Origin of the sequence: Pseudomonas sp. R11F (assembly GCF_050312575.1) — a bacterium.
GTDB lineage: Bacteria > Pseudomonadota > Gammaproteobacteria > Pseudomonadales > Pseudomonadaceae > Aquipseudomonas > Aquipseudomonas palleroniana.
On sequence record NZ_JBNPJU010000065.1, the window covers coordinates 74,194 to 99,116 of the forward strand.

At 60.5% G+C, this 24,923-nt stretch carries 30 protein-coding genes and 1 tRNA gene; 17 read left to right on the forward strand and 14 right to left on the reverse strand.

What is annotated here, in order from left to right; all coding sequences use genetic code 11:
- Complete coding sequence (gene tusD, locus ACQRBV_RS18930; RefSeq protein WP_411984379.1) at positions 1-393, reverse strand: sulfurtransferase complex subunit TusD; 393 nt, start codon at positions 391-393, stop codon at positions 1-3.
- A 157-nt stretch (positions 394-550) separates the two neighbouring features.
- Here tusD and ACQRBV_RS18935 point away from each other — a divergent pair, with 157 nt between their 5' ends.
- Positions 551-1,732, forward strand: a complete 1,182-nt coding sequence (locus tag ACQRBV_RS18935; protein ID WP_411984378.1) for a CaiB/BaiF CoA transferase family protein — start codon at positions 551-553, stop codon at positions 1,730-1,732.
- Between the two features lie 95 nt (positions 1,733-1,827).
- Here the strand turns inward: ACQRBV_RS18935 and ACQRBV_RS18940 are convergent, their stop codons facing one another.
- Positions 1,828-2,322: a SprT family zinc-dependent metalloprotease gene (locus ACQRBV_RS18940; RefSeq protein ID WP_010567929.1), complete on the reverse strand. Its 495-nt coding sequence runs from the start codon at positions 2,320-2,322 to the stop codon at positions 1,828-1,830.
- Positions 2,323-2,451: 129 nt separating this feature from the next.
- Positions 2,452-3,054 carry a Yip1 family protein gene (locus ACQRBV_RS18945; protein WP_411984377.1) on the reverse strand — a complete coding sequence of 201 codons (603 nt, stop codon included), beginning with the start codon at positions 3,052-3,054 and terminating at the stop codon, positions 2,452-2,454.
- A gap of 280 nt (positions 3,055-3,334) precedes the next feature.
- Between ACQRBV_RS18945 and ttcA the strand changes: the two genes are divergently transcribed.
- Together ttcA and ACQRBV_RS18955 are read left to right on the forward strand one after the other, a co-directional pair.
- Positions 3,335-4,159 (forward strand): tRNA 2-thiocytidine(32) synthetase TtcA, encoded by an 825-nt coding sequence (gene ttcA / locus ACQRBV_RS18950; RefSeq protein WP_104994129.1) that lies wholly within the window; start codon positions 3,335-3,337, stop codon positions 4,157-4,159.
- Between the two features lie 67 nt (positions 4,160-4,226).
- Positions 4,227-4,898: a DNA-3-methyladenine glycosylase I gene (locus ACQRBV_RS18955; RefSeq protein ID WP_060755637.1), complete on the forward strand. Its 672-nt coding sequence runs from the start codon at positions 4,227-4,229 to the stop codon at positions 4,896-4,898.
- On the opposite strand, the gene ACQRBV_RS18960 is transcribed toward ACQRBV_RS18955, so the two are convergent.
- The 3 genes from ACQRBV_RS18960 to arsC are packed head-to-tail and all read right to left on the reverse strand — an operon-like array spanning position 4,888 to position 6,246.
- Positions 4,888-5,298 (reverse strand): DUF2069 domain-containing protein, encoded by a 411-nt coding sequence (locus ACQRBV_RS18960; RefSeq protein WP_090370285.1) that lies wholly within the window; start codon positions 5,296-5,298, stop codon positions 4,888-4,890. The genes ACQRBV_RS18955 and ACQRBV_RS18960 overlap by 11 nt on opposite strands.
- Positions 5,282-5,896: an NAD(P)H:quinone oxidoreductase gene (gene wrbA / locus ACQRBV_RS18965; protein WP_060755635.1), complete on the reverse strand. Its 615-nt coding sequence runs from the start codon at positions 5,894-5,896 to the stop codon at positions 5,282-5,284. The genes ACQRBV_RS18960 and wrbA overlap by 17 nt, the downstream gene beginning before the upstream one ends.
- Positions 5,893-6,246 (reverse strand): arsenate reductase (glutaredoxin), encoded by a 354-nt coding sequence (arsC, locus tag ACQRBV_RS18970; protein ID WP_411984376.1) that lies wholly within the window; start codon positions 6,244-6,246, stop codon positions 5,893-5,895. The genes wrbA and arsC overlap by 4 nt, the downstream gene beginning before the upstream one ends.
- A gap of 114 nt (positions 6,247-6,360) precedes the next feature.
- Here arsC and ACQRBV_RS18975 point away from each other — a divergent pair, with 114 nt between their 5' ends.
- A complete protein-coding gene (locus ACQRBV_RS18975; protein ID WP_411984375.1) occupies positions 6,361-6,822 on the forward strand; it encodes a TlpA disulfide reductase family protein in 462 nt (153 codons plus the stop codon).
- A 153-nt stretch (positions 6,823-6,975) separates the two neighbouring features.
- On the opposite strand, the gene ACQRBV_RS18980 is transcribed toward ACQRBV_RS18975, so the two are convergent.
- From ACQRBV_RS18980 to ACQRBV_RS18995, 4 genes are all read right to left on the reverse strand, one after another.
- Positions 6,976-7,380 (reverse strand): META domain-containing protein, encoded by a 405-nt coding sequence (locus tag ACQRBV_RS18980; RefSeq protein ID WP_060755632.1) that lies wholly within the window; start codon positions 7,378-7,380, stop codon positions 6,976-6,978.
- A complete protein-coding gene (locus ACQRBV_RS18985) occupies positions 7,377-7,817 on the reverse strand; it encodes a hypothetical protein (protein WP_104994126.1) in 441 nt (146 codons plus the stop codon). Before ACQRBV_RS18985 ends, ACQRBV_RS18980 begins: the two co-directional genes overlap by 4 nt.
- A gap of 71 nt (positions 7,818-7,888) precedes the next feature.
- Positions 7,889-8,878: a 2-hydroxyacid dehydrogenase gene (locus ACQRBV_RS18990; RefSeq protein ID WP_411984374.1), complete on the reverse strand. Its 990-nt coding sequence runs from the start codon at positions 8,876-8,878 to the stop codon at positions 7,889-7,891.
- A gap of 59 nt (positions 8,879-8,937) precedes the next feature.
- On the reverse strand, positions 8,938-11,691 hold the full coding sequence (locus ACQRBV_RS18995) for a response regulator (RefSeq protein ID WP_060755629.1): 2,754 nt from the start codon (positions 11,689-11,691) through the stop codon (positions 8,938-8,940).
- A gap of 205 nt (positions 11,692-11,896) precedes the next feature.
- On the opposite strand from ACQRBV_RS18995, the gene ACQRBV_RS19000 reads away from it, so the two are divergent.
- Positions 11,897-12,625, forward strand: coding sequence for a response regulator transcription factor (locus tag ACQRBV_RS19000; protein ID WP_060755628.1), 729 nt, complete (start codon positions 11,897-11,899; stop codon positions 12,623-12,625).
- Entirely contained in the window at positions 12,612-13,970 is a 1,359-nt protein-coding gene (locus ACQRBV_RS19005) for a histidine kinase sensor domain-containing protein (protein WP_411984373.1), read from the forward strand. Before ACQRBV_RS19000 ends, ACQRBV_RS19005 begins: the two co-directional genes overlap by 14 nt.
- Positions 13,971-13,973: 3 nt before the next feature.
- Here the strand turns inward: ACQRBV_RS19005 and ACQRBV_RS19010 are convergent, their stop codons facing one another.
- A complete protein-coding gene (locus tag ACQRBV_RS19010) occupies positions 13,974-14,489 on the reverse strand; it encodes a DUF2062 domain-containing protein (RefSeq protein WP_090370293.1) in 516 nt (171 codons plus the stop codon).
- A gap of 135 nt (positions 14,490-14,624) precedes the next feature.
- Between ACQRBV_RS19010 and ACQRBV_RS19015 the strand changes: the two genes are divergently transcribed.
- The 8 genes from ACQRBV_RS19015 to murB all read left to right on the forward strand — a co-directional run bounded on the left by ACQRBV_RS19015 (position 14,625) and on the right by murB (position 21,481).
- Positions 14,625-16,850, forward strand: coding sequence for a DNA internalization-related competence protein ComEC/Rec2 (locus ACQRBV_RS19015; protein ID WP_411984372.1), 2,226 nt, complete (start codon positions 14,625-14,627; stop codon positions 16,848-16,850).
- 109 nt (positions 16,851-16,959) lie between these two features.
- Entirely contained in the window at positions 16,960-17,595 is a 636-nt protein-coding gene (locus tag ACQRBV_RS19020; RefSeq protein WP_060755624.1) for a MotA/TolQ/ExbB proton channel family protein, read from the forward strand.
- Complete coding sequence (locus ACQRBV_RS19025; RefSeq protein WP_060755623.1) at positions 17,592-18,020, forward strand: ExbD/TolR family protein; 429 nt, start codon at positions 17,592-17,594, stop codon at positions 18,018-18,020. Before ACQRBV_RS19020 ends, ACQRBV_RS19025 begins: the two co-directional genes overlap by 4 nt.
- On the forward strand, positions 18,020-19,030 hold the full coding sequence (lpxK, locus tag ACQRBV_RS19030) for a tetraacyldisaccharide 4'-kinase (protein WP_060755622.1): 1,011 nt from the start codon (positions 18,020-18,022) through the stop codon (positions 19,028-19,030). Before ACQRBV_RS19025 ends, lpxK begins: the two co-directional genes overlap by 1 nt.
- A 24-nt stretch (positions 19,031-19,054) precedes the next feature.
- Positions 19,055-19,240: a Trm112 family protein gene (locus tag ACQRBV_RS19035; protein ID WP_003174668.1), complete on the forward strand. Its 186-nt coding sequence runs from the start codon at positions 19,055-19,057 to the stop codon at positions 19,238-19,240.
- Positions 19,237-20,001, forward strand: a complete 765-nt coding sequence (gene kdsB, locus ACQRBV_RS19040) for a 3-deoxy-manno-octulosonate cytidylyltransferase (protein WP_411984371.1) — start codon at positions 19,237-19,239, stop codon at positions 19,999-20,001. Before ACQRBV_RS19035 ends, kdsB begins: the two co-directional genes overlap by 4 nt.
- The gene (locus ACQRBV_RS19045) at positions 20,001-20,465 is read left to right on the forward strand and encodes a low molecular weight protein-tyrosine-phosphatase (protein ID WP_060755620.1); all 465 of its coding nucleotides are present in this window, start codon (positions 20,001-20,003) and stop codon (positions 20,463-20,465) included. Before kdsB ends, ACQRBV_RS19045 begins: the two co-directional genes overlap by 1 nt.
- Positions 20,462-21,481 (forward strand): UDP-N-acetylmuramate dehydrogenase, encoded by a 1,020-nt coding sequence (gene murB / locus ACQRBV_RS19050; protein ID WP_411984370.1) that lies wholly within the window; start codon positions 20,462-20,464, stop codon positions 21,479-21,481. Before ACQRBV_RS19045 ends, murB begins: the two co-directional genes overlap by 4 nt.
- Positions 21,482-21,540: 59 nt before the next feature.
- On the opposite strand, the gene ACQRBV_RS19055 is transcribed toward murB, so the two are convergent.
- Positions 21,541-22,212 carry a Bax inhibitor-1/YccA family protein gene (locus ACQRBV_RS19055; protein ID WP_060755618.1) on the reverse strand — a complete coding sequence of 224 codons (672 nt, stop codon included), beginning with the start codon at positions 22,210-22,212 and terminating at the stop codon, positions 21,541-21,543.
- A gap of 153 nt (positions 22,213-22,365) precedes the next feature.
- Between ACQRBV_RS19055 and ACQRBV_RS19060 the strand changes: the two genes are divergently transcribed.
- A tRNA-Ser gene (locus ACQRBV_RS19060) sits at positions 22,366-22,456 on the forward strand.
- A 117-nt stretch (positions 22,457-22,573) separates the two neighbouring features.
- Here ACQRBV_RS19060 and ACQRBV_RS19065 read toward each other — a convergent pair.
- A complete protein-coding gene (locus ACQRBV_RS19065; protein ID WP_411984369.1) occupies positions 22,574-23,137 on the reverse strand; it encodes a hypothetical protein in 564 nt (187 codons plus the stop codon).
- A gap of 124 nt (positions 23,138-23,261) precedes the next feature.
- Between ACQRBV_RS19065 and ACQRBV_RS19070 the strand changes: the two genes are divergently transcribed.
- A complete protein-coding gene (locus ACQRBV_RS19070) occupies positions 23,262-24,110 on the forward strand; it encodes a hypothetical protein (RefSeq protein WP_411984368.1) in 849 nt (282 codons plus the stop codon).
- Positions 24,111-24,204: 94 nt separating this feature from the next.
- Here ACQRBV_RS19070 and ACQRBV_RS19075 read toward each other — a convergent pair whose 3' ends face one another.
- On the reverse strand, positions 24,205-24,522 hold the full coding sequence (locus ACQRBV_RS19075; protein ID WP_411984367.1) for a hypothetical protein: 318 nt from the start codon (positions 24,520-24,522) through the stop codon (positions 24,205-24,207).
- Positions 24,523-24,604: 82 nt separating this feature from the next.
- On the opposite strand from ACQRBV_RS19075, the gene ACQRBV_RS19080 reads away from it, so the two are divergent.
- Positions 24,605-24,823 carry a hypothetical protein gene (locus ACQRBV_RS19080; protein ID WP_411984366.1) on the forward strand — a complete coding sequence of 73 codons (219 nt, stop codon included), beginning with the start codon at positions 24,605-24,607 and terminating at the stop codon, positions 24,821-24,823.
- Positions 24,824-24,923: the final 100 nt, after the last annotated feature.

Below are 24,923 nucleotides of genomic sequence, written 5' to 3' on the forward strand. Positions count from 1 at the left end.
TCATGGCCCTCCAAAGCAGATGAGGCGGTCGGCCGCCTGGGCGGCGTCGTGCAATTGCCCCAGGCCCGAGAGTGCCCACGGTGCCTCGAGGTTCACGGCACTGCGTTGGTAGCGCGTGGCCTCTTCACTGTTGAGCACGCCACGGCGCAACGCGGCGGCAATGCACACCACGCTGTCGAGCTGATGCGCGCTGACGAATTCGCGCCACTGGCGCGCAATGTCTTGCTCATCCTGGGGCGCAACCACGTTGTTGGAGGCGCTATAGACGCCATCCTGATAAAAAAACAGCCGCACGATCTCATGCCCGGCCGCCAGCGCCGCCTGAGCGAACAGCAAGGCGCGGCGTGAGGAGGGCGCATGGGCGGCGGAAAACAGCGCTATCGCGAACTTCATGGGACACTCTGCCAGCAAACGTGGGCCAATGATAAAGCCGCCGCCGCGAAAAAGCCCGCCGTGATCAAAACGGTCACCGTCGCTGATCGTTCCGGCGATTGCCGGTAGACGCAAGGCTGCCTAGTCTAGGGGCATTCGAAGTGCAAACGGAGTTTCCATGTCTGGTCCCTTGGCGTCCCTCAAAGTGCTGGATTTTTCCACCTTGCTGCCTGGCCCGTTTGCGTCGCTGATGCTGGCGGACATGGGCGCTGAAGTGCTGCGCATCGAGTCGTCCACGCGCATGGACCTGTTACGCGTGCTGCCGCCGCATGATCAGGGGACCTCGGCGAGCCATGCGTACCTCAACCGCAATAAGCGCAGCCTCGCGCTGGACCTGAAACGCACCGAAGCGCTGGAGATCGTGCGTGAACTGGTCAAGGACTACGACATCCTCGTCGAACAGTTCCGCCCAGGGGTGATGGCGCGCCTGGGTTTGGGCTACGAGGCGCTGAAGGCGATCAACCCCCGGCTGATTTATGTATCGATCACCGGCTACGGCCAAACCGGCCCCTACAAGGACCGCGCCGGGCACGATATCAACTACCTCGCGTTGGCGGGCGTGGCCAGTCATACCGGGCGCCAGGACAGCGGGCCAGTGCCGCTGGGCGTGCAGCTGGCGGATGTGGCTGGGGGTTCGCTGCACGCGGTGGTCGGGCTGCTGGCGGCGGTCGTCGCTCGGCAGCAGAGCGGCGTCGGCCAGCATCTGGATGTGAGCATGACCGACTGTTCGTTCAGCCTGAACGCCATGGCCGGTGCGGGCTACCTGGCCTGTGGGGTGGAACCGGGGCGCGAGAATCATGTGCTCAATGGCGGCAGCTTTTACGACTACTACCGCACGCGAGATGGGCGCTGGATGTCGGTAGGCAGCCTGGAACCGGGGTTTATGCAGCAATTATGCGTGGCCTTGGGGCGGCCGGAGCTGGCGGCCCAGGGCCTGTCACCCAGGCCGGAGCAGCAAAAGGCCCTTAAGCTGGCGCTGCAGATCGAGTTCGAGAAGCGCAGTTTCGATGAGCTGTGTGAGTTGTTTGCCGGGGTGGATGCTTGCGTGGAGCCTGTGCTCAGCTTGAGTGAGGCGGTGCAGCATCCGCAGTTGAAAGCCCGTGAGCTGGTGTGCCAGGTGCCAAGGGCCGATGGCTCGACCCAAGCGCAAATCGCCTGCCCGTTGAAATTTTCAGAGGGCTTGCCGGCGCCTCGGCATATCGGGGTGGCGGTCGGTGCCCATAGTGATGAGGTGCTGACGGAGCTGGGGATCAGTGCGCAGCGGATAGCCGAGTTGCGTAGTGCCAACGTGGTTGGGTAGTGCCTGAACAGACGCCATCGGGAGCAAGCCCCCTCCCACAGTTTGAAAGGCGGCGCGGTCAAAATGTGGGAGGGGGCTTGCTCCCGATGAGGCCCTCACTCCACCCGAGTTTCCCCGGTGAACACCAGGGTCTGCCGACACCGCCGACACAGATACCGCCTGCCCTGGGCCACCATGCCGTGGCGCTGTGGCGAAAACGGAAAGTCGCTGTCGGCACACGGGCATCGGTAGATATAGCGGGTGACTTGCCGGCGTTTCACGGCATAGGTGTGGCAACGATCCGGCGGCAGTTCGTAAACCCCGCGCATGATCAATTGCCATTCTTCGCCATGGGGTTGGATGCGCTCGCCAAACAACTGGTGGGCGATCAGGTGCGCGACTTCGTGGGCCACGGTCTGTTTCAGGAAGTGTTGGCTGTTTTCTCGGTACAACTGGGGGTTGAAACGCAGCAGGTTCTCGTGCAAATGCGCGACACCGGCTTTCTGGCCCCGCAGCTTGAGGCTGACCTGGGGGCGTTTGAAACTTCGTTTGAAAAAGGATTCGGCTAGCAGGAAACACTCTTCGACGCGGGTATTGAGTTGCTCGGGCATGCGGTACTGATCTCCAGAGATACCCAGTATGCCGCAAAGCTGGGCGTTTCCGAATCTGTCAGGCGCCGAATGGTCACGCATAAAGCACAAAGCCACCTTGCGGTGGCCTTGCCCAGGTCGATAAACGGGTCAGTTGGTATAAATCGGGCCGACGCCCAGGCCCCAGACGATCACGGTAAACGCCATGATCGCCACCAGGACTACCAGCCCCACGGCCAGCACCGAACTGGAGAACAGGAAACCCTCATCCGGGTCGATGTTCATGAAGGTCGGCAATCCCACATACAGCAGGTAGACCGTGTAGCAAATGGCTGCCGTGCCTACCATCATGCCCAACCACATATGCGGATAGAGCGCCGCCAACCCGCCGATAAACAGCGGTGTCGCGGTGTAGGTCGCAAAGGCCACGCAGCGTGACATGCTGGGGTTGGCATCATAGGTGCGGGCCATCCAGTGAATGAACGCGCCCATCACGGCCACGCCGCCGAGCATGGCTGCGTACGACATGATCGTCATCCAGAGCGCACTTTCCTGGGTCAGCATCACCGGCGCGCGGCTGCCGATGACCCAGCCGACCCGGGTAGTGCCGATAAAGGCGGAAACGGCGGGGATCGCCGCGAGAATCAGGGTGTGAGTGAGGTACATGTGGCCGATGCTTTCTTCCTTATCGCCACGGATTTCCCGCCATTCCTGGTCGGGATGGGTAAACAGCCCCACGACGTGATGGATCATGCCAGTCACTCCTGTCGTTATTACCATCGCCCCCCATCGGAGCGCCTACGGGCCAGATGGCCTCAAAGGTCTGGATAGATATGCGACCTCAAGTCGCAGTATAGGAAGTGATGACCCGGAAAACTGTAAGGCTTTAGAGCAAATCGCACTGTAAACATTGGTCCTAATCGCGGCGGGGTCTGTTGATGGGAGCGCGGCCTGCTCCCACATTGAATGTCGGCACTCGACATCGGTAAAATGCTGCGCTTTTCGTCACACACTTCTAGCGGATCCAAGCGCCATGGGCACTCTTACAGTCAACCAGAACAAACTGCAAAAACGCCTGCGTCGCCTGGCCGGTGAAGCGGTCACCGATTTCAACATGATCGAGGACGGCGACAAGGTCATGGTTTGTCTCTCCGGCGGCAAAGACAGCTACACCATGCTCGACGTGCTGTTGCACCTGCAGAAGGTCGCGCCGATCAAGTTCGAGATCGTCGCCGTCAACATGGACCAGAAACAACCGGGTTTCCCGGAGCACGTACTGCCGGCCTATCTCAAAGAGCTGGGCGTCGAGTACCACATCGTGGAAAAAGACACCTACTCGGTGGTCAAGGAGTTGATCCCGGAAGGCAAGACCACCTGTTCGCTGTGCTCGCGCCTGCGCCGTGGCACGCTCTACACCTTTGCCGATGAGATTGGCGCGACCAAGATGGCCCTGGGTCATCACCGTGATGACATCGTCGAAACCTTCTTCCTCAACATGTTTTTCAACGGCTCGCTCAAGGCCATGCCGCCCAAGCTGCGCGCCGATGATGGGCGCAACGTGGTGATCCGTCCGCTGGCGTACTGCAGCGAGAAGGACATCCAGGCCTACTCCGACCTCAAGCAATTCCCGATCATCCCGTGCAACCTGTGTGGTTCCCAGGAGAACCTGCAGCGTCAGGTGGTCAAGGAAATGCTGGTGGACTGGGAACGCAAGACCCCTGGCCGAACCGAAAGCATCTTCCGCAGCCTGCAGAACGTGATCCCGTCGCAATTGGCCGACCGCAACCTGTTCGACTTCACCAGCCTGACGATCGACGAGACGGCGGCTTCGCGCTTCGTCAATGTAGTGAACCTCTGAGCCATTTCAAGGCTCTGACACACGGCGCTCACGGGCGCCGTTTTCAATTCGATTGCCAGGAGAGGGCATGCGCGATTACAAGTGGCTGCACGAATATTGTCTGAACCGCTTCGGTTCAGCGGCCAAGCTGGACGCCCACCTGCCGGTGCCCAAGACCGCGGCGCAATTGCGCAAGATCAGTGATGACCGTTACCTGTCGACCCTGGCACTGCGCGTGTTTCGCGCGGGCTTGAAACACAGTGTGGTGGACGCCAAGTGGCCGGCCTTCGAGCAGGTGTTTTTTGGCTTCGACCCGGAAAAGGTCGTGCTGATGGGCGCCGAACACCTGGAGCGTTTGATGCAGGACACGCGCATCATCCGTCACCTGGGTAAACTCAAAAGTGTGCCGCGCAATGCGCAGATGATCCTCGACATCGAGCAGGAGAAGGGCAGCTTCGGCGCATTCATCGCCGACTGGCCGGTGACCGACATCGTTGGGTTGTGGAAGTACCTGAGCAAGCACGGCCACCAGCTGGGCGGCCTGTCGGCACCGCGCTTTTTGCGCATGGTGGGCAAGGATACCTTTGTGCCGAGCGATGACGTGGTGGCGGCTTTAAATGCGCAGAAGATCGTCGACAAGGCACCGACCAGCCTGCGCGACCTGGCGGCGGTGCAGGCTGCGTTCAACCAGTGGCATGCCGAAAGCGGGCGGCCGATGTGCCAGTTGTCGATGATGTTGGCCTACACCGTCAATCATTGAGTGTGTAGCGCCGATCGAGCTGATGCCGCCAGCGCACATAGAGCAGGGCGGTGCAAAACACCGCCAGGCTCGCCAGCATCTCCAGCACCCCGAACACTTGCCGGTTCGGGTCATACGCGGCCAGCGCGCCCTTGATGAAATACAGGTTTACCACAAAGCACATCCACGAATGCCCACGGGCACTGCCCAGCAGCATCCCCGGCGCCAGTACCAGCAACGGCACCAACTCGATCAGCAGGATCACCCAGGGACGGGCGCCGTGCAGGTCGGCAACGAACAGGTAGTACACGCACAGCAATCCCACCAGGCCCAGGAATGCCAGCAGGCTCAGCGCCCGTGCCACCTTGACCCGAGGTTCCAGCCACGCTTGCGACGGCAGGACCTTAGGCTTTCTGGCCACGGCCGTTCTCCAGCAGCAAGGCGGTGTTTGCCAGGCGCAGGCCCAGGGCGCGGCACAGCGTGATTTCATGTTGATCAAGCATGCGCTTGCCATCCGGCCCGGCATGGTGGCTGGCGCCATACGGCGTGCCGCCGCCCTGGGTGTCGAGCAGCGCCTGTTCGCTGTAGGGCAGGCCGGTGATCAGCATGCCGTGGTGCAGCAAGGGCAGCAGCATCGACATCAGCGTGGTCTCCTGGCCGCCGTGCAGGCTGGCGGTGGAGGTGAACACCCCGGCGGGTTTGCCGACGAGGGCGCCGGTCAGCCACAGGTTGCTGGTGCCGTCGAGGAAATACTTGAGCGGCGCGGCCATGTTGCCGAAGCGGGTCGGGCTGCCCAGGGCCAGGCCCGAGCAGTTTTTCAGGTCATCGAGGCTGGCATACAGCGCGCCTTCATCCGGGATGCTCGGCGCCACGGCTTCGCACTCGGTAGAGATCGCCGGCACGGTGCGCAGACGCGCCTCCAGGCCGGCTTGCTCGATGCCCCGGGCAATTTGCCGGGCCATCTCGCTGACCGAGCCATTGCGGCTGTAATACAGCACCAGCACATACGGAGTCGTCACGGCAGGATCTCCAATACGTTCTCCGGCGGGCGACCGATGATGGCTTTGTCGGCGGTCTCCAGGATCGGGCGTTCCATCAGCTTCGGGTGTGCGGCGATGGCGGCGATCAATTGCGTTTCGCTGAGGCCGGCGTCGGCCAGGTTGAGTGTTTTGTATTCCTCTTCACCGGTGCGCAGCAATTGGCGTGCGCTGATGCCGAGCTTGCTCAGCAGAGCCTTCAGTTGCGCGGCGTCCAGCGGGGTTTCCAGGTAGCGCACGACGGTCGGGGCCAGGCCGCGAGCCTCCAGCAGTTCGAGCGCACCGCGGGATTTCGAGCAGCGCGGGTTGTGATAAAGCGTCAGATCGGTCATGTGCGGGTCGCATCTTGCGTAAGGTGGCGGGTATTCTACCTGCGCTGCGGCTCGCTCTTAAACCGTAAGAGGCGATCGGTCGCAGACAATGTTCATTTTACGAAGGATTACCCCATGACTAGGCGACTGATCGGTGCATTGGCGATCATCACAACCCTGCTGCTCAGCGGCTGCGGCAATGACTATGGCGTTGACCAATACGGCCAGAAGGTGGCGGCCGAACGTCTGGACAAGCAGTGGGTGGTGGTCAACTACTGGGCTGAATGGTGTGGCCCGTGCCGCACGGAAATCCCGCAGCTCAATGCCTTGGCCGAGCAGTTGAAAGCGCAGAATGTGGGGGTGTTCGGGGTCAATTTCGACAATGTGCAGGGTGAGGAACTCAAGGCGGCCAGCGAAAAGCTGGGGATCAAGTTCACCGTCCTGGCGCAGAACCCGGAAGGGATCTTCGATATCCCGCGCAGCGAGGCATTGCCGGTGACCTACATCATCGATGACAAGGGCAAGGTGCGTGAGCAGTTGATGGGCGAGCAGACGGCAGATGGGGTACTGGCCAAACTCAGGGCTTTGCGCGGGTAAAGCGACAACTCAAGGCAAATGTGGGGGGCGGTGCGATGATTCGACTTGCTGCCGATGGCGGTGTGTCAGTCAGCTGATGTATTGACTGGCACATCGCTATCGGGAGCAAGCCCCCTCCCACAATTGGATCTCATCAGTCCACAGATCGGCGGATCAGCCTTCTTCCAGCCACAGGCGGATCGGCTTGCCCTCGGCCGGCCAGAAGCGGGTCTGTTCGATCGGCGAGATATCCCAGCGCTCAACGCCTTGCAGGGCCTGGAAGAAGCGGTGTTCCTGCTCCATCAAGGCCTCGGCGCAGAGCTTGCGGGTGCTGCCGAGCTTGCCGAAACTCAGCTTCTGGCCATCGACGGTGTACGGCGCAAACCAGTGGTTGCAGCCACCATTGCCATAGGCGCGACCATCGGCACCCAGGGTCACGGTCAGGTGCGCGTAGTCCATCAAGGGCCGCTCACCAATCCACTCCACCACGTAGCTGTGATCCTGTTCCAGCTTCGCCGTGTCGCTGGCGCAGCCGCCGAGGCCGATGCCGATGGCGGCAAGCAGCAGCGGGGCTTTCATTGTGCGGCCTGCTGGCATTTCGGGCAGCGGTGCTTGTCGCCTTCGCTGGCCCAGCCCAATTCCTTGATGCGCGCGTTGGCGGCCTGGGGGAGTGGCTCTTTGGTCAGCTTGGTTTCCACTGCAAATTCAAACTCCAGCACGCTCTCGCAGCTGTCGCAGTTGACCTTCCAGGTGTGAATCTCCAGCTCGCCGAATTTCGGCCCCTGGGCCATGGCGACCCATTGGCCCGCCGGGCGGATGGAATAGCGCGCGTCACCTTCGACGGTCAGGCGCATCGACAGGGTTTTACTGCCGCGCAGGGTGACGATCAGTACGTCGCCATGCTTGATCGAACCACCGTTGCCGGTGACCTGATAACGGCCCGGCACCAGGGCACGGCATTCGATCAGGGTGTGTTGCGGGCTCAGCAAGCTGAAGCGGAAATCGTGTTCGGCCATGGGTCCTCCAATTAGGCGCGGCATCCTATCACGGGTGCCGGCCTATCATGAGCCTGGTATGTGACCGCTGATCAGCCCTCCACCAGGTTCTGTGGCAGACCCTCGGCCCAGGCAGCGATGTTAGCCAGCGTCGTGCCGGCAATCGCCGCCAACGCTTCGCGCGTCAGGAACGCCTGGTGGGCGGTGATGATCACATTGGGAAAGGTCAGCAGGCGTGCAAGCACATCGTCTTGCAAGGGCAGGTCGGAGCGGTCTTCGAAGAACAGCTGGGCTTCTTCCTCGTACACATCCAGCCCCAAATAACCGAGTTGCCCCTGCTTGAGTGCATCGATCAGTGCCGGTGTGTCGACCAGCCCCCCGCGCCCGGTATTGATCAGCATCGCACCCGGCTGCATCTGGGCCAGGGACCGTGCGTTGATCAGGTGTTGGCTGTCGTGGGTGAGCGGGCAGTGCAGACTGATGATCTGCGCCTCGGCCAGCAACTCCGGCAGGCTCGTGTAGCGGGCGCCCAGGGCCTGAACCTGAGGGTTGGGGAAGGGGTCGTAGGCCACCAGCCGGCAGCCGAAACCGGCCATGATCCTGGCGAATGCCGCGCCGATCTGCCCGGTGCCGACGACGCCGACAGTCTTGCCGACGAGGTCGAAACCGGTCAGCCCGTGCAGGCTGAAATCACCGTCGCGGGTGCGGTTGTAAGCACGATGCAAACGGCGGTTGAGGGCCAGGATCAACGCCACCGCATGCTCGGCCACCGCGTGGGGCGAATAGGCCGGCACGCGGACGATGGCCAGTCCCAGGCGCTTGGCGGCGGCCAGGTCGACATGGTTGTAGCCGGCCGAACGCAGGGCGATCAGGCGCGTACCGCCGTTGGCCAAGTGTTCCAGCACCGGGGCGCTGAGGTCATCGTTGATGAAGGCACACACCACCTCGTGATGCTCGGCCAGAGCCACAGTGTCGAGATTGAGGCGGGCGGGCTGGAAGTGCAGTTCTAAGCCGGCGGGCAGCGGCTCACCGAGAAAACTGTCGCGGTCGTAGTGTTGGCTACTGAAAAGAATGACGCGCATCAAATGGAGCTCCCTGTCATTTGCGAGTTGGAAATGCCTCCCACACGGGTTCCTGTCAATCAGGCGCTGACCCGCGCTTCACTGGCCAGGCGGGCAATCGCCATGTCCAGCTCGTCGAGTGCGGTCATGGCCTTGGCGTCGTCCTGCTTGAGCAGGGTTTCGGCGCGCTGGCAGGCGGCACGCAGTTGCGGCACACCGCAATAGCGCGTGGCGCCGTGCAGGCGGTGAACGCGCTCGATCAAGGCGTTGTTGTCATTGGCTTCGCGGGCGGCGGTGATGGCCTGGCGGTCGGCTTCCAGCGACGCCAGCAGCATGGCCAGCATATCGGCGGCCAGATCGGCTTTGTTGGCGGCCAGACGCAAGCCTTCCTCGTGGTCCAGCACCTGCAGTCGCACGCCGGGGGCCAAGCCGTCAGGGGCGCGCTCCGGCCCCTGGTTGCGCAGGGCCAGGCCGGTCCACTTCAACACCACCTGGGCCAGTTGCCGTTCGCTGATGGGTTTGGTCAGGTAATCGTCCATGCCGCTTTGCAGCAGGGCGCGCTTTTCATTGGCCATGGCATGGGCGGTGAGGGCGACCACCGGCAATGGCGTACCGTGGCGCTCGCTTTCCCACTGGCGAATCGCCTCGGTGCTCTGGCGCCCGTCCATACCGGGCATTTGTACGTCCATCAGCACCAGGTCGAAGGTTTCCTGTTTCACCGCATCGATGGCGGCGTAACCGCTTTCCACCGCCAGCACCTTGGCGCCCATGTCTTCCAGCAGGGTTTGCACCAGCAACAGGTTCGCCGGGTTGTCATCCACGCACAGCACACGCGGTGCTCGGCTGGACAGCGGCTCACCCGGTTCACTGCGCGACGGGCGCGGGCTGATCAGGTCGGCGAGCGCCCGGCGCAGCTTGCGCGTACAGGCAGGCTTGGCCTGCAATTGGCTGTTGGGGTTGGGCACTGACTGGTTGAACAGCATCTGCTCGGTGGTCGGGCACAGCACCAGCACTTTGCAGCCCAGGTGTTCGAGGTCCCACAGGTGCTGGTTGAGGCGTTCAGGAGGGATGTCATTGGCGGTGACGCCGAGTACCGCCAGGTCAATGGCCTGCTCGGTCTGATGCGCGCTGGTAATGCCGTTGGTCAGGTTCTCCAGGGAGTTGAACGGCGTGACTTCAAGCCCGCAGTCTTCCAACTGATGTTGCAGGGCCTGGCGCGCCAGCTCGTGATTTTCCAGTACGGCCACCCGGCGACCGAGCAGTGGTGCGGCGGGCAGGTCTTCAACGTCGTCGCGAGTTTTGGGCAGGTTCAGGCTGATCCAGAACTCCGAACCTTCACCCGGCGTGCTGTCAACGCCGATTTCACCACCCATCTGTTCGATCAGGCGCTTGGAAATCACCAGCCCCAAGCCGGTGCCTCCTGGCTGGCGCGACAGCGAGTTGTCGGCCTGGCTGAACGCCTGGAACAGTGCGCGTACATCCTGGTTGGACAGGCCGATGCCGGTGTCTTGCACGCTGATGCGCAGTTGTACGCTGTCTTCCTGTTCGTCCTCGATCATCGCCCGGGCGACAATGGTGCCTTCGCGGGTGAACTTGATCGCGTTGCTGACCAGGTTGGTCAGAATCTGCTTGAGGCGCAGCGGGTCGCCGACCAACGCCAATGGCGTGTCGCGGTACACCAGGCTGACCAGTTCCAACTGCTTGGCATGGGCGGCAGGCGCGAGGATGGTCAGGGTGTCTTGCAGCAAGTCCCGCAGGTTGAAGGGCACGCTGTCGAGCACCAGCTTGCCGGCCTCGATCTTCGAGAAATCGAGGATCTCGTTGATGATGCCCAACAGGTTGTCGGCGGATTTTTCGATGGTGCCCAGGTAATCCAGCTGGCGTGGCGACATCTCGCTTTTCTGCAACAGGTGGGTGAAACCCAGGATGCCATTGAGCGGGGTGCGGATCTCATGGCTCATGTTGGCCAGGAACTCCGATTTGATGCGGCTGGCTTCCAGGGCTTCCTTGCGCGCCAGGTCCAGTTCGATGTTCTGGATCTCGATGGTCTCCAGGTTCTGGCGCACGTCTTCGGTGGCCTGGTCGATACTGTGTTGCAGTTCTTCCTGGGCATTTTGCAGGGTTTCGGCCATGCGGTTGATGCCCGAGGCCAACTGGTCCAGTTCCTGGCTGCCCAACGGTGGCAAGCGGGTTTCGAGGTTGCCGTCCTTGAGTTGGGCCACGGCCAGTTTGATCTGGCTGATGGGTGAATTGATCGTGCGGCTGATGCGCAGTGCCAAGGCGGCGGTGCAGATCAGGCCGATGGCGATCAACAGCAAGCTGGCGAACAGGCTGCGATAGCCGCGCAGCAGCATGCCGTTGTGGGACAGTTCCACCTCGACCCAGCCCAGCAGGCGGTCGGATTCATCGGGGATCAGTTCGCCGGCGAGGTTGCGATGGCGGCCGAACACCGGCAGCAGGTAGCGCGTGGCGTCGTTGCCGGTGCGCTGCAACAGGTGCGAGCTGTTGCCGATAGGTGGCTGATTGAGCATGGTCGGGCCGGCGTGGGCCAGGGAGGAGCGGTCCGGCGCAAGGAACGACACGGTGCGCACGTCCGGTTGTTCCAGGGATTGGGTGGCGATGCGTTCCAGCAGATCGGTGTTTTTGCTGCTCAGGGGTGGTGCCACCAGCGGCGCCAATTGCTCGGCGATCATCTCGCCGCGTTGCAGCAACTGGGTCTGCAGTTCCGACAGTTGCATCCAGGTGAAATAGCCTCCCAACAACAAGGCCATCAGGCTGGTCGGTAATAAGGTCAGCAACAGTACGCGGCCTTTGATCCCCATTTTTCTAAGCACGCCACTCTCCTGCTACCACATTGATATCAATCATTCACGCAGGCATCCGGCCCGCGCCACCTGCGCAGTGTAGCCATTTGCGCCGGGTGGATTCTCGTAAATTAATGACAGAGGGCAATCTTCGGGCCATTCGTCGCCGGCTGGCGATTGCCTGGCACGGTTTAATCTTGAATAATCAGTCATTGAGAATGACTTGCAGACGCTAATGAATCCCGCAGCCGTTGGCCCACCCAGTATCCTGACCATCGAAGATGACCCTGTATTGGGCGCCTATGTGCATGAGCACCTGGGACGTTGCGGTTTCCAGGTGACGTGGTGCCGGAATGGCCGGCAAGGTTTGCAGATGGCCCGTGACCAGGCGTTCGATGTGGTGTTGATGGACATCCTGCTGCCTGGCCTGGACGGTTTGTCGATTCTCACGCATTTGCGCCAGAGCCATGCGGTGCCCGTGATCCTGATGTCGGCCCTGGGCGCCGAGGCAGATCGCATCAGCGGCTTTCGCCTGGGAGCCGACGACTACCTGCCCAAGCCGTTCAGCATGATCGAGTTGCGCGTGCGCATCGAGGCGATCCTGCGCCGGGTCGCCCTGGACCGGCGCCCGCAGCCGGCCCTGATACCAGCGCGTGAAGACGTGCAGACCCTGCGCTTTGACGATGAACAGTGCGATGTCTTTCACCGGGAGCAATGGGGCGGGCTGACGCGCAGTGAGTATCGCCTGCTGGAAACCCTGCACCGTAATGCCGAAGAGGTACTCAGCAAGGCTTTCCTTTACCAGCATGTGTTACAGCGCGGCTATGCCCCGCATGATCGCAGCCTGGATATGCATATCAGCCAGATTCGCCGCAAGCTCAAGGCAATGGGCTACAGCGAGCGTGAAGTGCGCACCGTTTGGGGCAAGGGCTACGTATTGAGCGGTGCTGATGAAGGGCTTTGAGCGCTTGCCCGGCAAGCACTCGCTGTTCTGGAAGCTCGCCTGCCTGTTGATCGCCTTCTGTTTGCTGATGATCTGGCTCAGTTGGTCCTGGGGCCAGTATCTGGAGGAGCAGAGCGCCAATGTGGCTGAAGAGTCCCGCGAGGTCTTGCGGGGCTACGCGGCGGGTGCCGAATTGGCCTGGAAGACGCAAGGCCGTGCCGGTGTCGACGCGTGGCTGCAACTGATGGCCACGCGCGAGACCACCTGGATCGGTGTGATCGGCAAGGATTTGCAGTCCCTGAGCAGCACACCCTTGAGCGACAAGGAGAGCCAGCGCCTGACGTTTCTGCGTGGCCTGGAGTGGCCGGTCAGCCGACATGTCAAAGGGCTGCCCTGGCTCAAGATTCCGTTTCCGGTGGACCCCGGCGCAGGCTCGTTGGTGATCGAGCTGCCGCAACGCTTCATGCCCGGGCGTTATCAGCTGCTCTGGCGGGTGTTGACCAATGGTGTGATTCCCGGTTTGTTTACCTTGCTGTTGTGCGTGGGCCTCTATCGGCTGCTGATCATGCCCCTTAATCAATTGCGTGAGCAGGCCAACGCCTGGCGTGCTGACCAGTTGAATACGCGCATGTCCCGCGACGCCACCAGTCGCCAGGATGAGCTGGGCGAGTTGAGCCGGGCCTTTGATCATATGTCCGAGCGCTTGCAGGGCACCGTGGTGATACAACAACAGTTACTGCGCGATATGTCCCACGAGCTACGCACACCCTTGGGCCGCCTGCGCGTAGCCTGCGACAGTGAACAAGACCTGGCGCAACTGCGTGAGCGGTTAAGCCGTGAAATCGACGGCATGCAGCGCCTGGTGGAAGACAGCCTGCAACTGGCTTGGCTGGACAGTGAGCGCACGCCGTTGCCGAACGAAGATATCCAGATCCAGGCGTTGTGGGACATGCTGCGCGAAAACGCCTGCTATGAAAGCGCTTGGCCGGCATCGCGCTTGCCATGCCGCCTGGCGGATGACTGCTGGGTGCGCGGCAACCTGAATGCACTGGCCCAAGCGTTGGAAAATATCCTGCGCAACGCGATACGACATTCGCCTGCCCACGGGGTGGTGCAACTGGATGGCTATCGCGAAGGAGACTACTGGCATCTCTGGCTGGAAGACCAGGGCGGCGGCATTGACGAGCAAGACGTGGAGCGGATCTTTGCGCCCTTTACCCGTCTGGAGGGCTCACGCCCTGGCGACGGCGGTTTCGGCCTTGGCTTGAGCATCGCCCGCAACGCCGTGCAGCGTCAGGGCGGGCGTTTATGGGCGGAAAATACCGGGCAGGGCCTGCGTGTACATCTGCGCCTGCTGGCCCGCTAGCCTTCAGGTGCGTCGCTGTTTGCGCTTTTTCCACTGGTGGCCAACCCACCAGCGCCAGTACAGCATCGTCAGGCAATAGGCCAGAGCTCCCAACAACAGCCCGCACACGACTGAACCCAACAGAAACGGCTGCCACAGCGTGCTGAGCTGGCCGCTGATCCATTCCCAGGTCAGGTTATCGGGCAGGCTGCGTGGCGGCACGTTCATCAGCCAGGCGCCTGTCAGGTAAGTACCGACAAACACAAACGGCATGGTGATCGGGTTGGTCAGCCACACCAGGCTGACAGCGATCGGCATATTCGCGCGCACGCTGATGGACAGGGCGGCCGCCAGCAGCATCTGAAAGGGAATCGGAATAAACGCGGCAAACAGGCCAACTGCCATGGCACGTGCGACGGAGTGTCGGTTCAGGTGCCAGAGGTTGGGGTCATGCAGCAACGTGCCGAGAAATCGTAAGGACTTGTGTTCCCTGATACTACTGGGATCGGGCATGTACCGTTTGAATAAGCGCCGTGGCATAAGGGGTCCCGGTCAATTCGAGGGGCAAGTATGCGCGCATTCTATAAACAGAAAATTCAGACTTTGTGACAAAACATCATAGGCCGTGCCGGACGCCCAGCTAAGACTGAGTGGATCACTGGAAAAGGATGATCCATGAGAACAGGGATGTTCGCGCTCGCACTCGGTTTGCTGACGTTGCGCTGGTTGCCGGCACTGCCGCCGGTCGGCGGGGTGTTGGCGATGCTGGTGCTGGCCTTGATGTTATTGCCGTGGCGCAGCTATCCACTGGCGTTCTTTCTGCTGGGCCTGAGCTGGGCTTGCATCAGCGCGCAGTGGGCGCTGAATGATCGATTGCTACCCGCGCTGGACGGGCAGACCCGCTGGGTCGAGGGCCGTGTCACCGGGCTGCCGCAGCAGACGAGCAGCGGCGTGCGCTTCGAACTCAGCGACAGTCGGTCGCGCCATGCGCGTTTGCCCAAGCGTATCCGGGTGTCCTGGCACGGTGGACCGGCGGTACGCAGTGGCGAACGCTGGCGCCTGGCTGTGACGCTCAAGCGACCGTCCGGCCTGCTCAACTTTCACGGTTTTGACTATGAGGCGTGGTTGCTGGCCCAGCGCATTGGCGCTACTGCGTCTGTCAAGGACGGCCAGCGCCTGGCGCCGGCTCGCGATGCGTGGCGCGATAGCCTGCGCCAGCGGCTGATGAGCGTGGACATGCAAAATCGCCAAGGCGCCGTGACGGCGTTGGTGCTGGGGGACGGTTCCGGCTTGGATGCGCAGGATTGGCGGGTGCTGCAGGACACCGGGACCGTGCACCTGCTGGTGATTTCCGGCCAGCATATCGGTTTGCTGGCAGGGTTGATTTACGGCCTGGTGGCCGGGGTGGCGCGCTATGGTGGCTGGCCCCATGCGCTGCCGTGGCTGCCATGGGCATGCGGTTTGGCGTTTGCCGCCGCGCTGGGTTATGGCCTGCTCGCCGGGTTGGGTGTGCCGGTGCAGCGGGCCTGCATGATGGTCGCCCTGGTGTTGCTGTGGCGCCTGCGGTTCCGGCATTTGGGCGGCTGGTGGCCGTTGCTGCTGGCATTCAATGCGGTGCTGGTGTTCGAGCCCTTGGCCAGCCTGCAGCCGGGGTTCTGGTTGTCGTTTGCCGCGGTTGCGGTGCTGGTGTTGGCCTTCGGTGCACGTCTGGGTCCCTGGAGCGTCTGGCAGGCATGGACCCGGCCCCAATGGCTGATCGCCCTCGGGTTGTTTCCGGTGTTGCTGGTGCTCGGCCTGCCCATCAGCCTCAGCGCGCCGGTCGCCAACCTGTTTGCCGTGCCGTGGGTCAGCCTGGTGGTGCTGCCCCTGGCGCTGCTGGGCACTGCGCTGCTAGGGGTGCCATTTGTCGGGGAGAACCTGCTGTGGCTGGCCGGTGGGGCACTGGATGGGCTGTTCCAGGGTTTGACGCTGTTGGCTGCGCGCGTGCCCGCCTGGATACCGGCCGAAGTGCCGTTGGGATATTGGCTGGTGAGCCTTGTGGGTACCGTGGTATTGCTGCTGCCCAAGGGCGTGCCGTTCCGGTTGCTGGGTTGGCCGATGCTTCTGTTGACAGTGTTTCCTCCCAGGGGCCCGGTGCCCCATGGACAGGTTGACGTGGTGCAACTGGATGTCGGCCAGGGCCAGGCATTGATTCTGCGCACCCGTCATCACAGCTTGCTCTACGATGCCGGCCCTCGATCCGGGATGATTGATTCAGGGGCGCGAGTGGTCTTGCCATCGTTGAAGAAACTCGGGGTCGAGCGGTTGGACATGATGTTGCTCAGCCATGCCGACGCCGACCATGCCGGCGGTGCGGTCGCGGTGGCCGAGGGGCTGCCCGTCGGCCGGGTAGTGGGTGGCGAGACCGAAGGGCTGCCGGCTGTTCTCGCGGCTCAGCCCTGTATCAGTGGCGAGACATGGGTGTGGGACGGTGTGTCGTTCGCGTTATGGCAATGGCCGGGTGCGCTCGACGGTAACCCCAGGTCATGTGTGTTACAGGTACAGGCCAATGGTGAGCGCCTGCTGCTCACCGGCGATATCGACCGTGCGGCAGAACGGGCTTTTCTCGACACGCCGCTGGCGACGCCAACCGACTGGCTGCAAGCCCCCCATCATGGCAGCCGCAGTTCTTCCTCCTGGCCCTTCGTGCAACGGTTGGCACCCAAGTCGGTGTTGATCTCCAGAGGGTGGGGCAATGCATTCGGCCACCCTCACGCGTCGGTGATGGAACGTTATCGGGCCATGGGCAGTCGGGTCTACGACAGCGCCGAGCAGGGCGCGGTGCGTGTGCAATTGGGCGCCTTCAAGCCACCGGTCGTTGCGCGCAGTCAACGCCGTTTCTGGCGCGAACCGTTACCTTAGCCCAGTGTTATCAACGACCGGCACCTGCGACGGACGGGGCGTGGGGCGACGAACCCCGCCGCTGAACCTATATGGTAAAGTGGCGCACTTTTTCGAGGGGACATTCACTGTGTGGGAATTGGTCAAATCCGGTGGCTGGATGATGTTGCCGATCATTCTGAGCTCCATCGCCGCACTCGGCATCGTTGCTGAACGCCTGTGGACCTTGCGCGCCAGCCGCGTCACCCCCGAGCACTTGCTGGGGCAGGTCTGGGGCTGGATCAAGAACAAGCAACTCGACAAGGATAAACTCAAGGAGCTGCGCGCCAACTCGCCCCTGGGGGAAATCCTCGCCGCCGGCCTTGCCAACTCCAAGCATGGTCGCGAGATCATGAAAGAGTGCATCGAAGAAGCCGCTGCCCGGGTCATTCATGAGTTGGAACGCTACATCAACGCCCTCGGTACCATTGCCGCGATGGCGCCGTTGCTCGGCTTGCTGGGGACGGTGCTGGGTATGATCGACATCTTCAGCTCGTTCATGGGCTCGGGCATGACCACCAACGCCGCGGTGTTGGCCGGTGGTATTTCCAAGGCGTTGATCACCACGGCAGCGGGCCTGATGGTCGGTATTCCATCGGTGTTTTTCCACCGCTTCCTGCAACGGCGCATCGATGAACTGGTGGTCGGTATGGAGCAGGAAGCCATCAAGCTGGTGGAAGTGGTGCAGGGCGACCGCGATGTGGATCTGGTTGAGGGCAAAGCGTGAAATTTCGCCGCAAGCAACGGGAAAATGTCGATATCAACCTCGCGTCGCTGATCGACGTGGTGTTTATCCTGCTGCTGTTTTTTGTCGTCACCACCACTTTCACCCGGCAGACCGAGCTGCGGGTCGATCTGCCGGAAGCGGTCAGCGGCTCGCCGGCCGAAGATCAGCAGGTCAAGCAACTGGATATCGCCATCAGCGCCGATGGGGTGTTTTCGGTGAATAACCAGGTGCTGGAAAAGAACGACCTCAACAGCCTGATGGAAGCCTTGCAGAAGGAGTCCGGTGGCGACACCACGATGCCGCTGTCGATCAGTGCCGATGGCAAGACCCAGCATCAAGCGGTGATCACAGCGATGGATGCTGCCGGCAAATTGGGCTTCAGCCATTTGCGCATGTCCACCGTCGAGGCGGCGAGCGCACCCTGATGCCTCTGTCCGATCGATTGCTCAAGGCGTGGTACGAGGGCCATCCGGCTCTCGCGCTGTTGCGGCCGCTGGAGTCCTTGTATCGCCGGGTGGTGCAGCGCAAGCGTGCACGGTTCCTGGCGGGTGAGGGCGACATCTACCAATCGCCGGTGCCGGTGGTGGTGGTTGGGAATATCACCGTGGGCGGCACGGGCAAGACGCCGTTGATCCTGTGGCTGATCGAGCACTGTCGGCGCAGTGGTTTGCGCGTGGGGGTCGTCAGTCGTGGATACGGTGCCAAGCCGCCGCAATTGCCTTGGCGGGTCGACGCCGGCCACAGCGCCGAGGTGGCGGGTGACGAACCGTTGCTGATCGTGCAGCGGTGCGGCGTCCCGCTGATGATCGACCCTGATCGCAGTCGCGCCGTGAAGGCGTTACTGGCCAGCGAAACCCTGGACCTGATCCTTTCAGACGATGGAATGCAACATTACCGCCTGGCCCGCGACCTGGAGCTGGTCTTGATCGATGCTGCGCGGGGGCTTGGCAACCGCCGTTGCCTGCCTGCCGGGCCGTTACGCGAGCCCGTGGAGCGTCTGCAGGGTGTGGATGCGTTGCTTTACAACGGCGCCGTAGCGGATCGTGACGACGGCTTTGCCTTCCGCCTGATGCCCACCGCGTTGATCAACCTGAGTACCGGTGAGCGCCAGCCGATCGATTATTTTCCGCCGGGCCAGGCGGTGCACGCGGTCGCCGGCATCGGCAATCCGCAACGTTTCTTCAATACCCTTGAAACGCTACACTGGCAGCCGATACCCCATGCATTTGCCGACCATGCGCCCTACAGCGCCGAGGTCTTGAATTTTACGCCGTCATTGCCGCTGGTCATGACCGAAAAGGACGCGGTGAAGTGCCGCGCCTTTGCCCAGCCTGACTGGTGGTACCTTGCGGTGGATGCGGCGCCGTCGCCGGCGTTTGTCGCCTGGTTCGACACGCAACTGATGCGCCTGCTGCCCGACCGTCTCTTGCCTTAAAACGCTTTTTTCCAGGAAACCTTCATGGACACCAAATTGCTCGACATCCTCGCTTGCCCGATCTGCAAAGGCCCGCTCAAGCTCAGCGCCGACAAAACCGAGCTGATCAGCAAAGGTGCTGGCCTGGCTTACCCGATCCGCGATGGCATCCCGGTCATGCTGGAAAGCGAAGCCCGCACCCTGACGACCGATGAGCGCCTGGATAAATGACCACTGCCTTTACCGTTGTCATTCCTTCGCGTTATGCATCGACCCGCCTGCCGGGCAAGCCGCTGCAAATGATCGGCAACAAACCGATGATCCAGCTGGTTTGGGAACAGGCCAGTAAAAGCAGCGCCGAACGCGTGGTGGTGGCGACCGACGACCCGCGTATCATCGCGGTCTGCCAAGGCTTTGGCGCCGAAGCGGTGTTGACCCGCGAAGACCATAACTCCGGCACCGACCGCCTGGCCGAAGTGGCCACGCAGCTTGGCCTTGCGCCCGACGCCATCGTGGTCAACGTGCAAGGTGATGAGCCGTTGATTCCGCCCAGTGTGATCGACCAGGTGGCGGCCAACCTGGCAGCCCATGGCGAAGCCCGCATGGCCACCCTTGCCGAACCCATTGAAGACATCGACACCCTGTTCAATCCGAACGTGGTGAAGGTGGTCAGCGATATCAATGGCCTGGCACTGACCTTCAGCCGTTCGACCTTGCCCTGGGCACGCGACGCCTTCGCCCGGCAGCCGGATGTATTGCCGCAGGGCGTGCCGTACCGTCGCCACATTGGCATTTACGCCTACCGTGCCGGTTTCCTGCATGACTTCGTCAGTTGGGGCCCGTGCTGGCTGGAAAACACCGAATCCCTGGAGCAACTGCGTGCTCTTTGGCATGGCGTGCGCATCCATGTGGGCGACGCCCTGGAAGCACCGCCTGCCGGTGTCGATACCCCTGAAGATCTTGAGCGCGTCCGTCGCCTGCTGGGGGCGTGATGGAAGTTCTGTTTGTCTGCCTGGGCAATATCTGCCGCTCGCCGACTGCCGAAGGCGTACTGCGCCACAAATTGCGCGAAGCGGGGCTGGCAGGGCAGGTTGAGGTGGCATCGGCCGGTACTGGCCACTGGCATGTGGGCAATCCCCCTGACCAGCGTAGCCAGCGCGCGGCGTTGGCACGGGGCTATGACTTGTCGGCCCAGCGTGCGCAGCAGGTTTCACGCGCCGACTTCGAGCGTTATGACTTGATCCTGGCCATGGACCACAGCAACCTGCGCAACCTCAACCTGTTGCAACCGGGCCAGGGCAGGGCGCAAGTGGATTTGTTCCTGCGCCGGTATGGCGCCGAGGTCGATGAAGTGCCGGATCCTTACTATGAAGGCGAACAAGGGTTTGAACGGGTCCTGGACCTGATCGAGCGAGCCTGCGATTTATTGGTCATTGAATTAAAGGGGCGGTTATGACCTTGCAAGTGCTTGCGCAGGTATCGCTCAAGCCATTCAACAGCTTCGGCATTGATGTGCGTGCGCAACTGTTTGCCGAAGCCCGTAGCGATGCGGATGTGCGTGAAGCACTGGCCTATGCTGGCGCGCACGCGGTGCCGTTGCTGGTGATCGGTGGCGGCAGCAACTTGCTGTTGACCCGCGACATTCCCGCCTTGGTCTTGCGTATGGCGACCCAGGGTATCCGGGTGTTGCACGATGACGGTGTGCACGTGGTGGTGGAAGCCGAGGCCGGGGAGGCCTGGCACCCCTTTGTGCTGTGGACCCTGGAGCAGGGTTTTTGCGGCCTGGAAAATCTCAGCCTGATCCCCGGCACCGTCGGTGCGGCCCCGATGCAGAACATCGGCGCCTACGGCGTGGAGATCAAGGACGTGTTTGCCGGCCTGACGGCCCTGGATCGTCATACCGGCGAACTACGGGAGTTCAGTCTGGACGAATGCAATTTCGCCTACCGCGACAGCCTGTTCAAGCACGAGACCGGGCGCTGGCTGATCTTGCGAGTGCGTTTTGCCCTCAGCCGAACCCAGCACCTGAAACTCGACTACGGCCCAGTGCAACAGCGCCTGGCCGCGCAGGGGATCATCGAGGCCACGGCCAGTGACGTCAGTCGTGCGATCTGCAGCATTCGCCGCGAGAAACTGCCCGACCCGGCGGTGCTTGGCAACGCTGGCAGCTTCTTCAAGAACCCGCTGGTGTCCCAGGCATTGGCCGCAGAGCTACAGGCGCGCTACCCGGACCTCGTGGCATACCCCCAGGCCGATGGGCAGATGAAGCTCGCCGCCGGCTGGCTGATCGACAAAGCCGGCTGGAAGGGCTTCCGGGAGGGCGATGCGGGCGTGCACAAGATGCAGGCGCTGGTGCTGGTCAACTATGGCTCGGCCACCGGACAGGACATTGCGAACCTGGCACTGCGTATCCAGCAGGATATTGCTGAACGCTTCAAGGTCGAACTGGAGATGGAACCCAACCAGTATTGAGCGTGAAACAAAAATGCCCCGTATCTTGCGATACGGGGCATTTTTTTGGGTGCTAACAATCAGTCATCGCGACCCATGATGCCGAAGATCTGCAACAGGCTGATGAACAGGTTGTAGATCGACACATACAGGCTGATGGTCGCCATGATGTAGTTACGCTCACCGCCGTGGATGATGGCGCTGGTCTGGAACAGGATGCACACGGAGGAGAACAGCACAAAACCTGCGCTGATCGCCAGTTGCAAGCCGCTGATCTGGAAGAACATGCCCGCTACCACGGCCGCCAGCAGCACGAAGAAACCTGCGGTAATAAAACCACCCAGGAAACTCATGTCCTTGCGGCTGATCAACACATAGGCCGACAGACCACCAAATACCAGAGCCGTCATGGCAAACGCCGAGCTGACCACTTCAGCGCCGCCGGCCATGCCCAGGTAACGGTTCAGGATCGGGCCGAGAATAAAGCCCATGAAACCGGTCAAGGCAAACGCAGAGACCAGGCCCCAGGCCGAGTCACGCAGCTTGTTGGTCAGGAAGAACAGGCCATAGAAGCCGATCAGCACGACAAAGATATTGGGGTAACCCACCCGCATCTGCTGCGCCACATACGCCATCACGCCGCTGAATGCGAGGGTCAGGGCGAGCAAGCCATAGGTGTTGCGCAACACGCGGCTGACTTCAAGCTGCTCAGCCTGCGCGTTGCCATTCACTGCGTAATTCTGTTCGCGCATGGCGACACTCCTTCAGTTTTGAAACGTTCAGTCGCAAAGATCATAACAGACGCTCTGTAACAAGCTATGGCGAGAGTTTGACAGTGTGTTTCATTCGGGTATTATGGCGCCCGCTGACGCAGGAAGGGCTACTATTGTTCCTGTGACGCAAAAGGGAAATTGGCAGAGTGGTTGAATGCACCGGTCTTGAAAACCGGCGAACGTTAATAGCGTTCCCAGGGTTCGAATCCCTGGTTTCCCGCCAAGATTCAGACGAAAGCCTCGCGAAAGCGGGGCTTTTGTGTTTCTGGGGTTTGGTAAGGCTGGCGGCGTAAGTTCGGATCGTTTCCGCATCATTTCAAGCAATTTCCGCAACTCGATGTCAGCGGGTCGGCTTAACGATCTCCCCAACACGCCTGTAAACGGTCTCGGTGATACGTTTGTCGGTGTGCCCCACGTAGCCTTCCGACTCGATGTGAATGACCGTGACGCAGTGCGGACATTTGCATTCGTCTTGCGCGTGATAATCCCACTCGTCGTATTCACTCTCGGCCACCTTGGCCAGCGCCGCGCCTTTCGCAATAGCGTCTTCTGCTTCCTGGCAAGGTTTGCAGGTGAAGCCGTCAGGATGGCCCCACGGTGTTTCCGTGAGCTTCGAGCGGTGAGTGCTGCAAAGACGGCAAACATTGTGCTTGTCGCACGCCGAGTAGCTGTACTTCTCACCAGTTCCGTCGCACTTGGCACAGCCAGATACCGAGTACCAAGCCCCATCAATGCGCTCGGCGTACAGCCCGACTTCTGGTGGGGCAAGCCGAACTTCTGATAGCCCGTTGCGATGTGGCCGGTCGTGGCTACAAGCGTTCCAGATGTTGGTTTTCCCTGAGCGCAGCCGCTCCGTCCATTCGCCGGAGATCTCCGGAATCAGGATCTTCGTGTTCTTGTCCATGGATTATCTTCAATCAGGTGCCATGCACCACATACAGAGGAAGAGAGTAGTGGCAAAAGTATGGCTTTCAGGTATAAATGGTTGAGTCAGATATTTGAAAACTACTAGAGTTAAAGGAGCTGAAGTGAGGGAGTACATCGCAATAGGATTAATGATGTTTATTTTGTTTATCACTGTGTTTAGCGTGTATCGACTTGCGCTCGAGCGCAGCCCGTCAGTGGATGCTAATGATATTCCCCCAATCAGTAACGCATTAATGGTTTGGATAGCGCTTGTGGTCGCGGCCGTTGTTTTGCTTTCTTTTGTAGTGTTGTATGGGAGAAAGCTTAATATCGAAAATAACATAGGTCAGATTGGTGATTTTGTTGGTGGGTTAATAAATCCAGTGCTGAGCTTTTTGGCGCTACTGGTACTTCTCAGAACGACTTTAATACAAACAATCGAGGCTAGAAAAACAACGAAATTCATGGCTTCACAACAAAGAATTTTAGAGGTGGAAAAGTTTGAGAATACTTTTTTTCAATTGCTAGATCGCGTTGAGCAATATTGCGACCTCCATTTGCGCGTGAAGTCTGAAATTAAGGCAGGGGGAGTCGAGAAGATATCAGTCACTGCGAATAATCTTAAATCGAAGCGAAAGGAATTTGACCTGCTGAATTGGCGTGAACAGATGAAGGCAGTTAAGTCTCATATCAGTTCTGAAACAAAAGGGGATATCGCCAATGGTTTTTTCTTAAGGACAAGAAGAGTTGTTCAGATGGTTCATGATGCAGGTATTTCAGAGGATTTGAAAGTCGTCTATATGGAGGTGGTAAGAGATACGCTGACCCCGCATGAAAGAATTTTATTCTCAAGTCAGTGTTTTGTTCGAGGTGGTAAGTTTAGGAAGCTAGTAAAAAAATATAATTTTAGCTATCTTAAGCATCATGCATTTGCGTCAAAAATCATAGCTGATTACTTTGAGGGCTCATAAGCGGTGAGGCTCTAGGTGAGTTTAACTACCATCTTTTTGCATTCTAATTCTATTGTAAAATATGAATCTATCCTTGGCACATAAATGAACCCGGTTATGCTTCGCATAAAAATTTGACAAGCCTGAAGCCGTGCTCTTGGGCGATTAGCATCACAGGCACAGGCTTGATGTGCATTCGCAGGTTCTTTGCCGTCACGATTGTTGTAACGCCTTTGACATCGTCCGATCCTATAGGGACCGCCAGGATGGTCATCTCGCCGTAGTTCGGTACATCGTGGTAATGATGGGCATGGACCGGGGAGGGGAACAACTCAATCTCAGCGAACCAGGCGGCCTTTATGCCGAGCGGGTGCCAGGCTTGTGTTGCGGCTTTGATGCCGCTGCGCACAGAGCCGTAGGTGATATCGGGCATAGGTCATCCTCGCCGGCTGGCGTGATTCGTTGATATGGGGTATTACGGGTGACTGGCATGGAGCCGGATCAAGGAGCAATAAATGAGTGAGAGGCAAGCGGCGCTGGTTGGTTTGCCAGCTGGCCATTCGCTTAAGCAGACGGGTACTAGTTCAGGGCAGCGCAGAGGTCATGATGCAGATGTTTATACATATGATGAACTGAACGAGGTCGGCGAGAGGATTGGTGGTTACGAAGTAAAAGTAAGCATGTCAATTTATCCTCCATTCAAGACCAGCACCTCATTCGACAGAACAAGCTGATGAATTGGCCCATCCAAATCTAGCGACTAAAGCACTAGATTTGGGCATGTCAGGCCGCTTTGCGCTGTCTCAGCACTTGCTGGCGCGCCGCTTCAAACTC

Coding starts and splice junctions, on each gene's coding strand:
- tusD (WP_411984379.1), bottom strand. CDS start 393: ATGAAGTTCGCGATAGCGCTGTTTTCCGCCGCCCATGCGCCCTCCTCA.
- ACQRBV_RS18935 (WP_411984378.1), top strand. CDS start 551: ATGTCTGGTCCCTTGGCGTCCCTCAAAGTGCTGGATTTTTCCACCTTG.
- ACQRBV_RS18940 (WP_010567929.1), bottom strand. CDS start 2,322: ATGCCCGAGCAACTCAATACCCGCGTCGAAGAGTGTTTCCTGCTAGCC.
- ACQRBV_RS18945 (WP_411984377.1), bottom strand. CDS start 3,054: ATGATCCATCACGTCGTGGGGCTGTTTACCCATCCCGACCAGGAATGG.
- ttcA (WP_104994129.1), top strand. CDS start 3,335: ATGGGCACTCTTACAGTCAACCAGAACAAACTGCAAAAACGCCTGCGT.
- ACQRBV_RS18955 (WP_060755637.1), top strand. CDS start 4,227: ATGCGCGATTACAAGTGGCTGCACGAATATTGTCTGAACCGCTTCGGT.
- arsC (WP_411984376.1), bottom strand. CDS start 6,246: ATGACCGATCTGACGCTTTATCACAACCCGCGCTGCTCGAAATCCCGC.
- ACQRBV_RS18975 (WP_411984375.1), top strand. CDS start 6,361: ATGACTAGGCGACTGATCGGTGCATTGGCGATCATCACAACCCTGCTG.
- ACQRBV_RS18980 (WP_060755632.1), bottom strand. CDS start 7,380: ATGAAAGCCCCGCTGCTGCTTGCCGCCATCGGCATCGGCCTCGGCGGC.
- ACQRBV_RS18985 (WP_104994126.1), bottom strand. CDS start 7,817: ATGGCCGAACACGATTTCCGCTTCAGCTTGCTGAGCCCGCAACACACC.
- ACQRBV_RS18990 (WP_411984374.1), bottom strand. CDS start 8,878: ATGCGCGTCATTCTTTTCAGTAGCCAACACTACGACCGCGACAGTTTT.
- ACQRBV_RS19000 (WP_060755628.1), top strand. CDS start 11,897: ATGAATCCCGCAGCCGTTGGCCCACCCAGTATCCTGACCATCGAAGAT.
- ACQRBV_RS19005 (WP_411984373.1), top strand. CDS start 12,612: ATGAAGGGCTTTGAGCGCTTGCCCGGCAAGCACTCGCTGTTCTGGAAG.
- ACQRBV_RS19010 (WP_090370293.1), bottom strand. CDS start 14,489: ATGCCACGGCGCTTATTCAAACGGTACATGCCCGATCCCAGTAGTATC.
- ACQRBV_RS19015 (WP_411984372.1), top strand. CDS start 14,625: ATGAGAACAGGGATGTTCGCGCTCGCACTCGGTTTGCTGACGTTGCGC.
- lpxK (WP_060755622.1), top strand. CDS start 18,020: ATGCCTCTGTCCGATCGATTGCTCAAGGCGTGGTACGAGGGCCATCCG.
- ACQRBV_RS19035 (WP_003174668.1), top strand. CDS start 19,055: ATGGACACCAAATTGCTCGACATCCTCGCTTGCCCGATCTGCAAAGGC.
- kdsB (WP_411984371.1), top strand. CDS start 19,237: ATGACCACTGCCTTTACCGTTGTCATTCCTTCGCGTTATGCATCGACC.
- ACQRBV_RS19045 (WP_060755620.1), top strand. CDS start 20,001: ATGGAAGTTCTGTTTGTCTGCCTGGGCAATATCTGCCGCTCGCCGACT.
- murB (WP_411984370.1), top strand. CDS start 20,462: ATGACCTTGCAAGTGCTTGCGCAGGTATCGCTCAAGCCATTCAACAGC.
- ACQRBV_RS19055 (WP_060755618.1), bottom strand. CDS start 22,212: ATGCGCGAACAGAATTACGCAGTGAATGGCAACGCGCAGGCTGAGCAG.
- ACQRBV_RS19065 (WP_411984369.1), bottom strand. CDS start 23,137: ATGGACAAGAACACGAAGATCCTGATTCCGGAGATCTCCGGCGAATGG.
- ACQRBV_RS19075 (WP_411984367.1), bottom strand. CDS start 24,522: ATGCCCGATATCACCTACGGCTCTGTGCGCAGCGGCATCAAAGCCGCA.
- ACQRBV_RS19080 (WP_411984366.1), top strand. CDS start 24,605: ATGAGTGAGAGGCAAGCGGCGCTGGTTGGTTTGCCAGCTGGCCATTCG.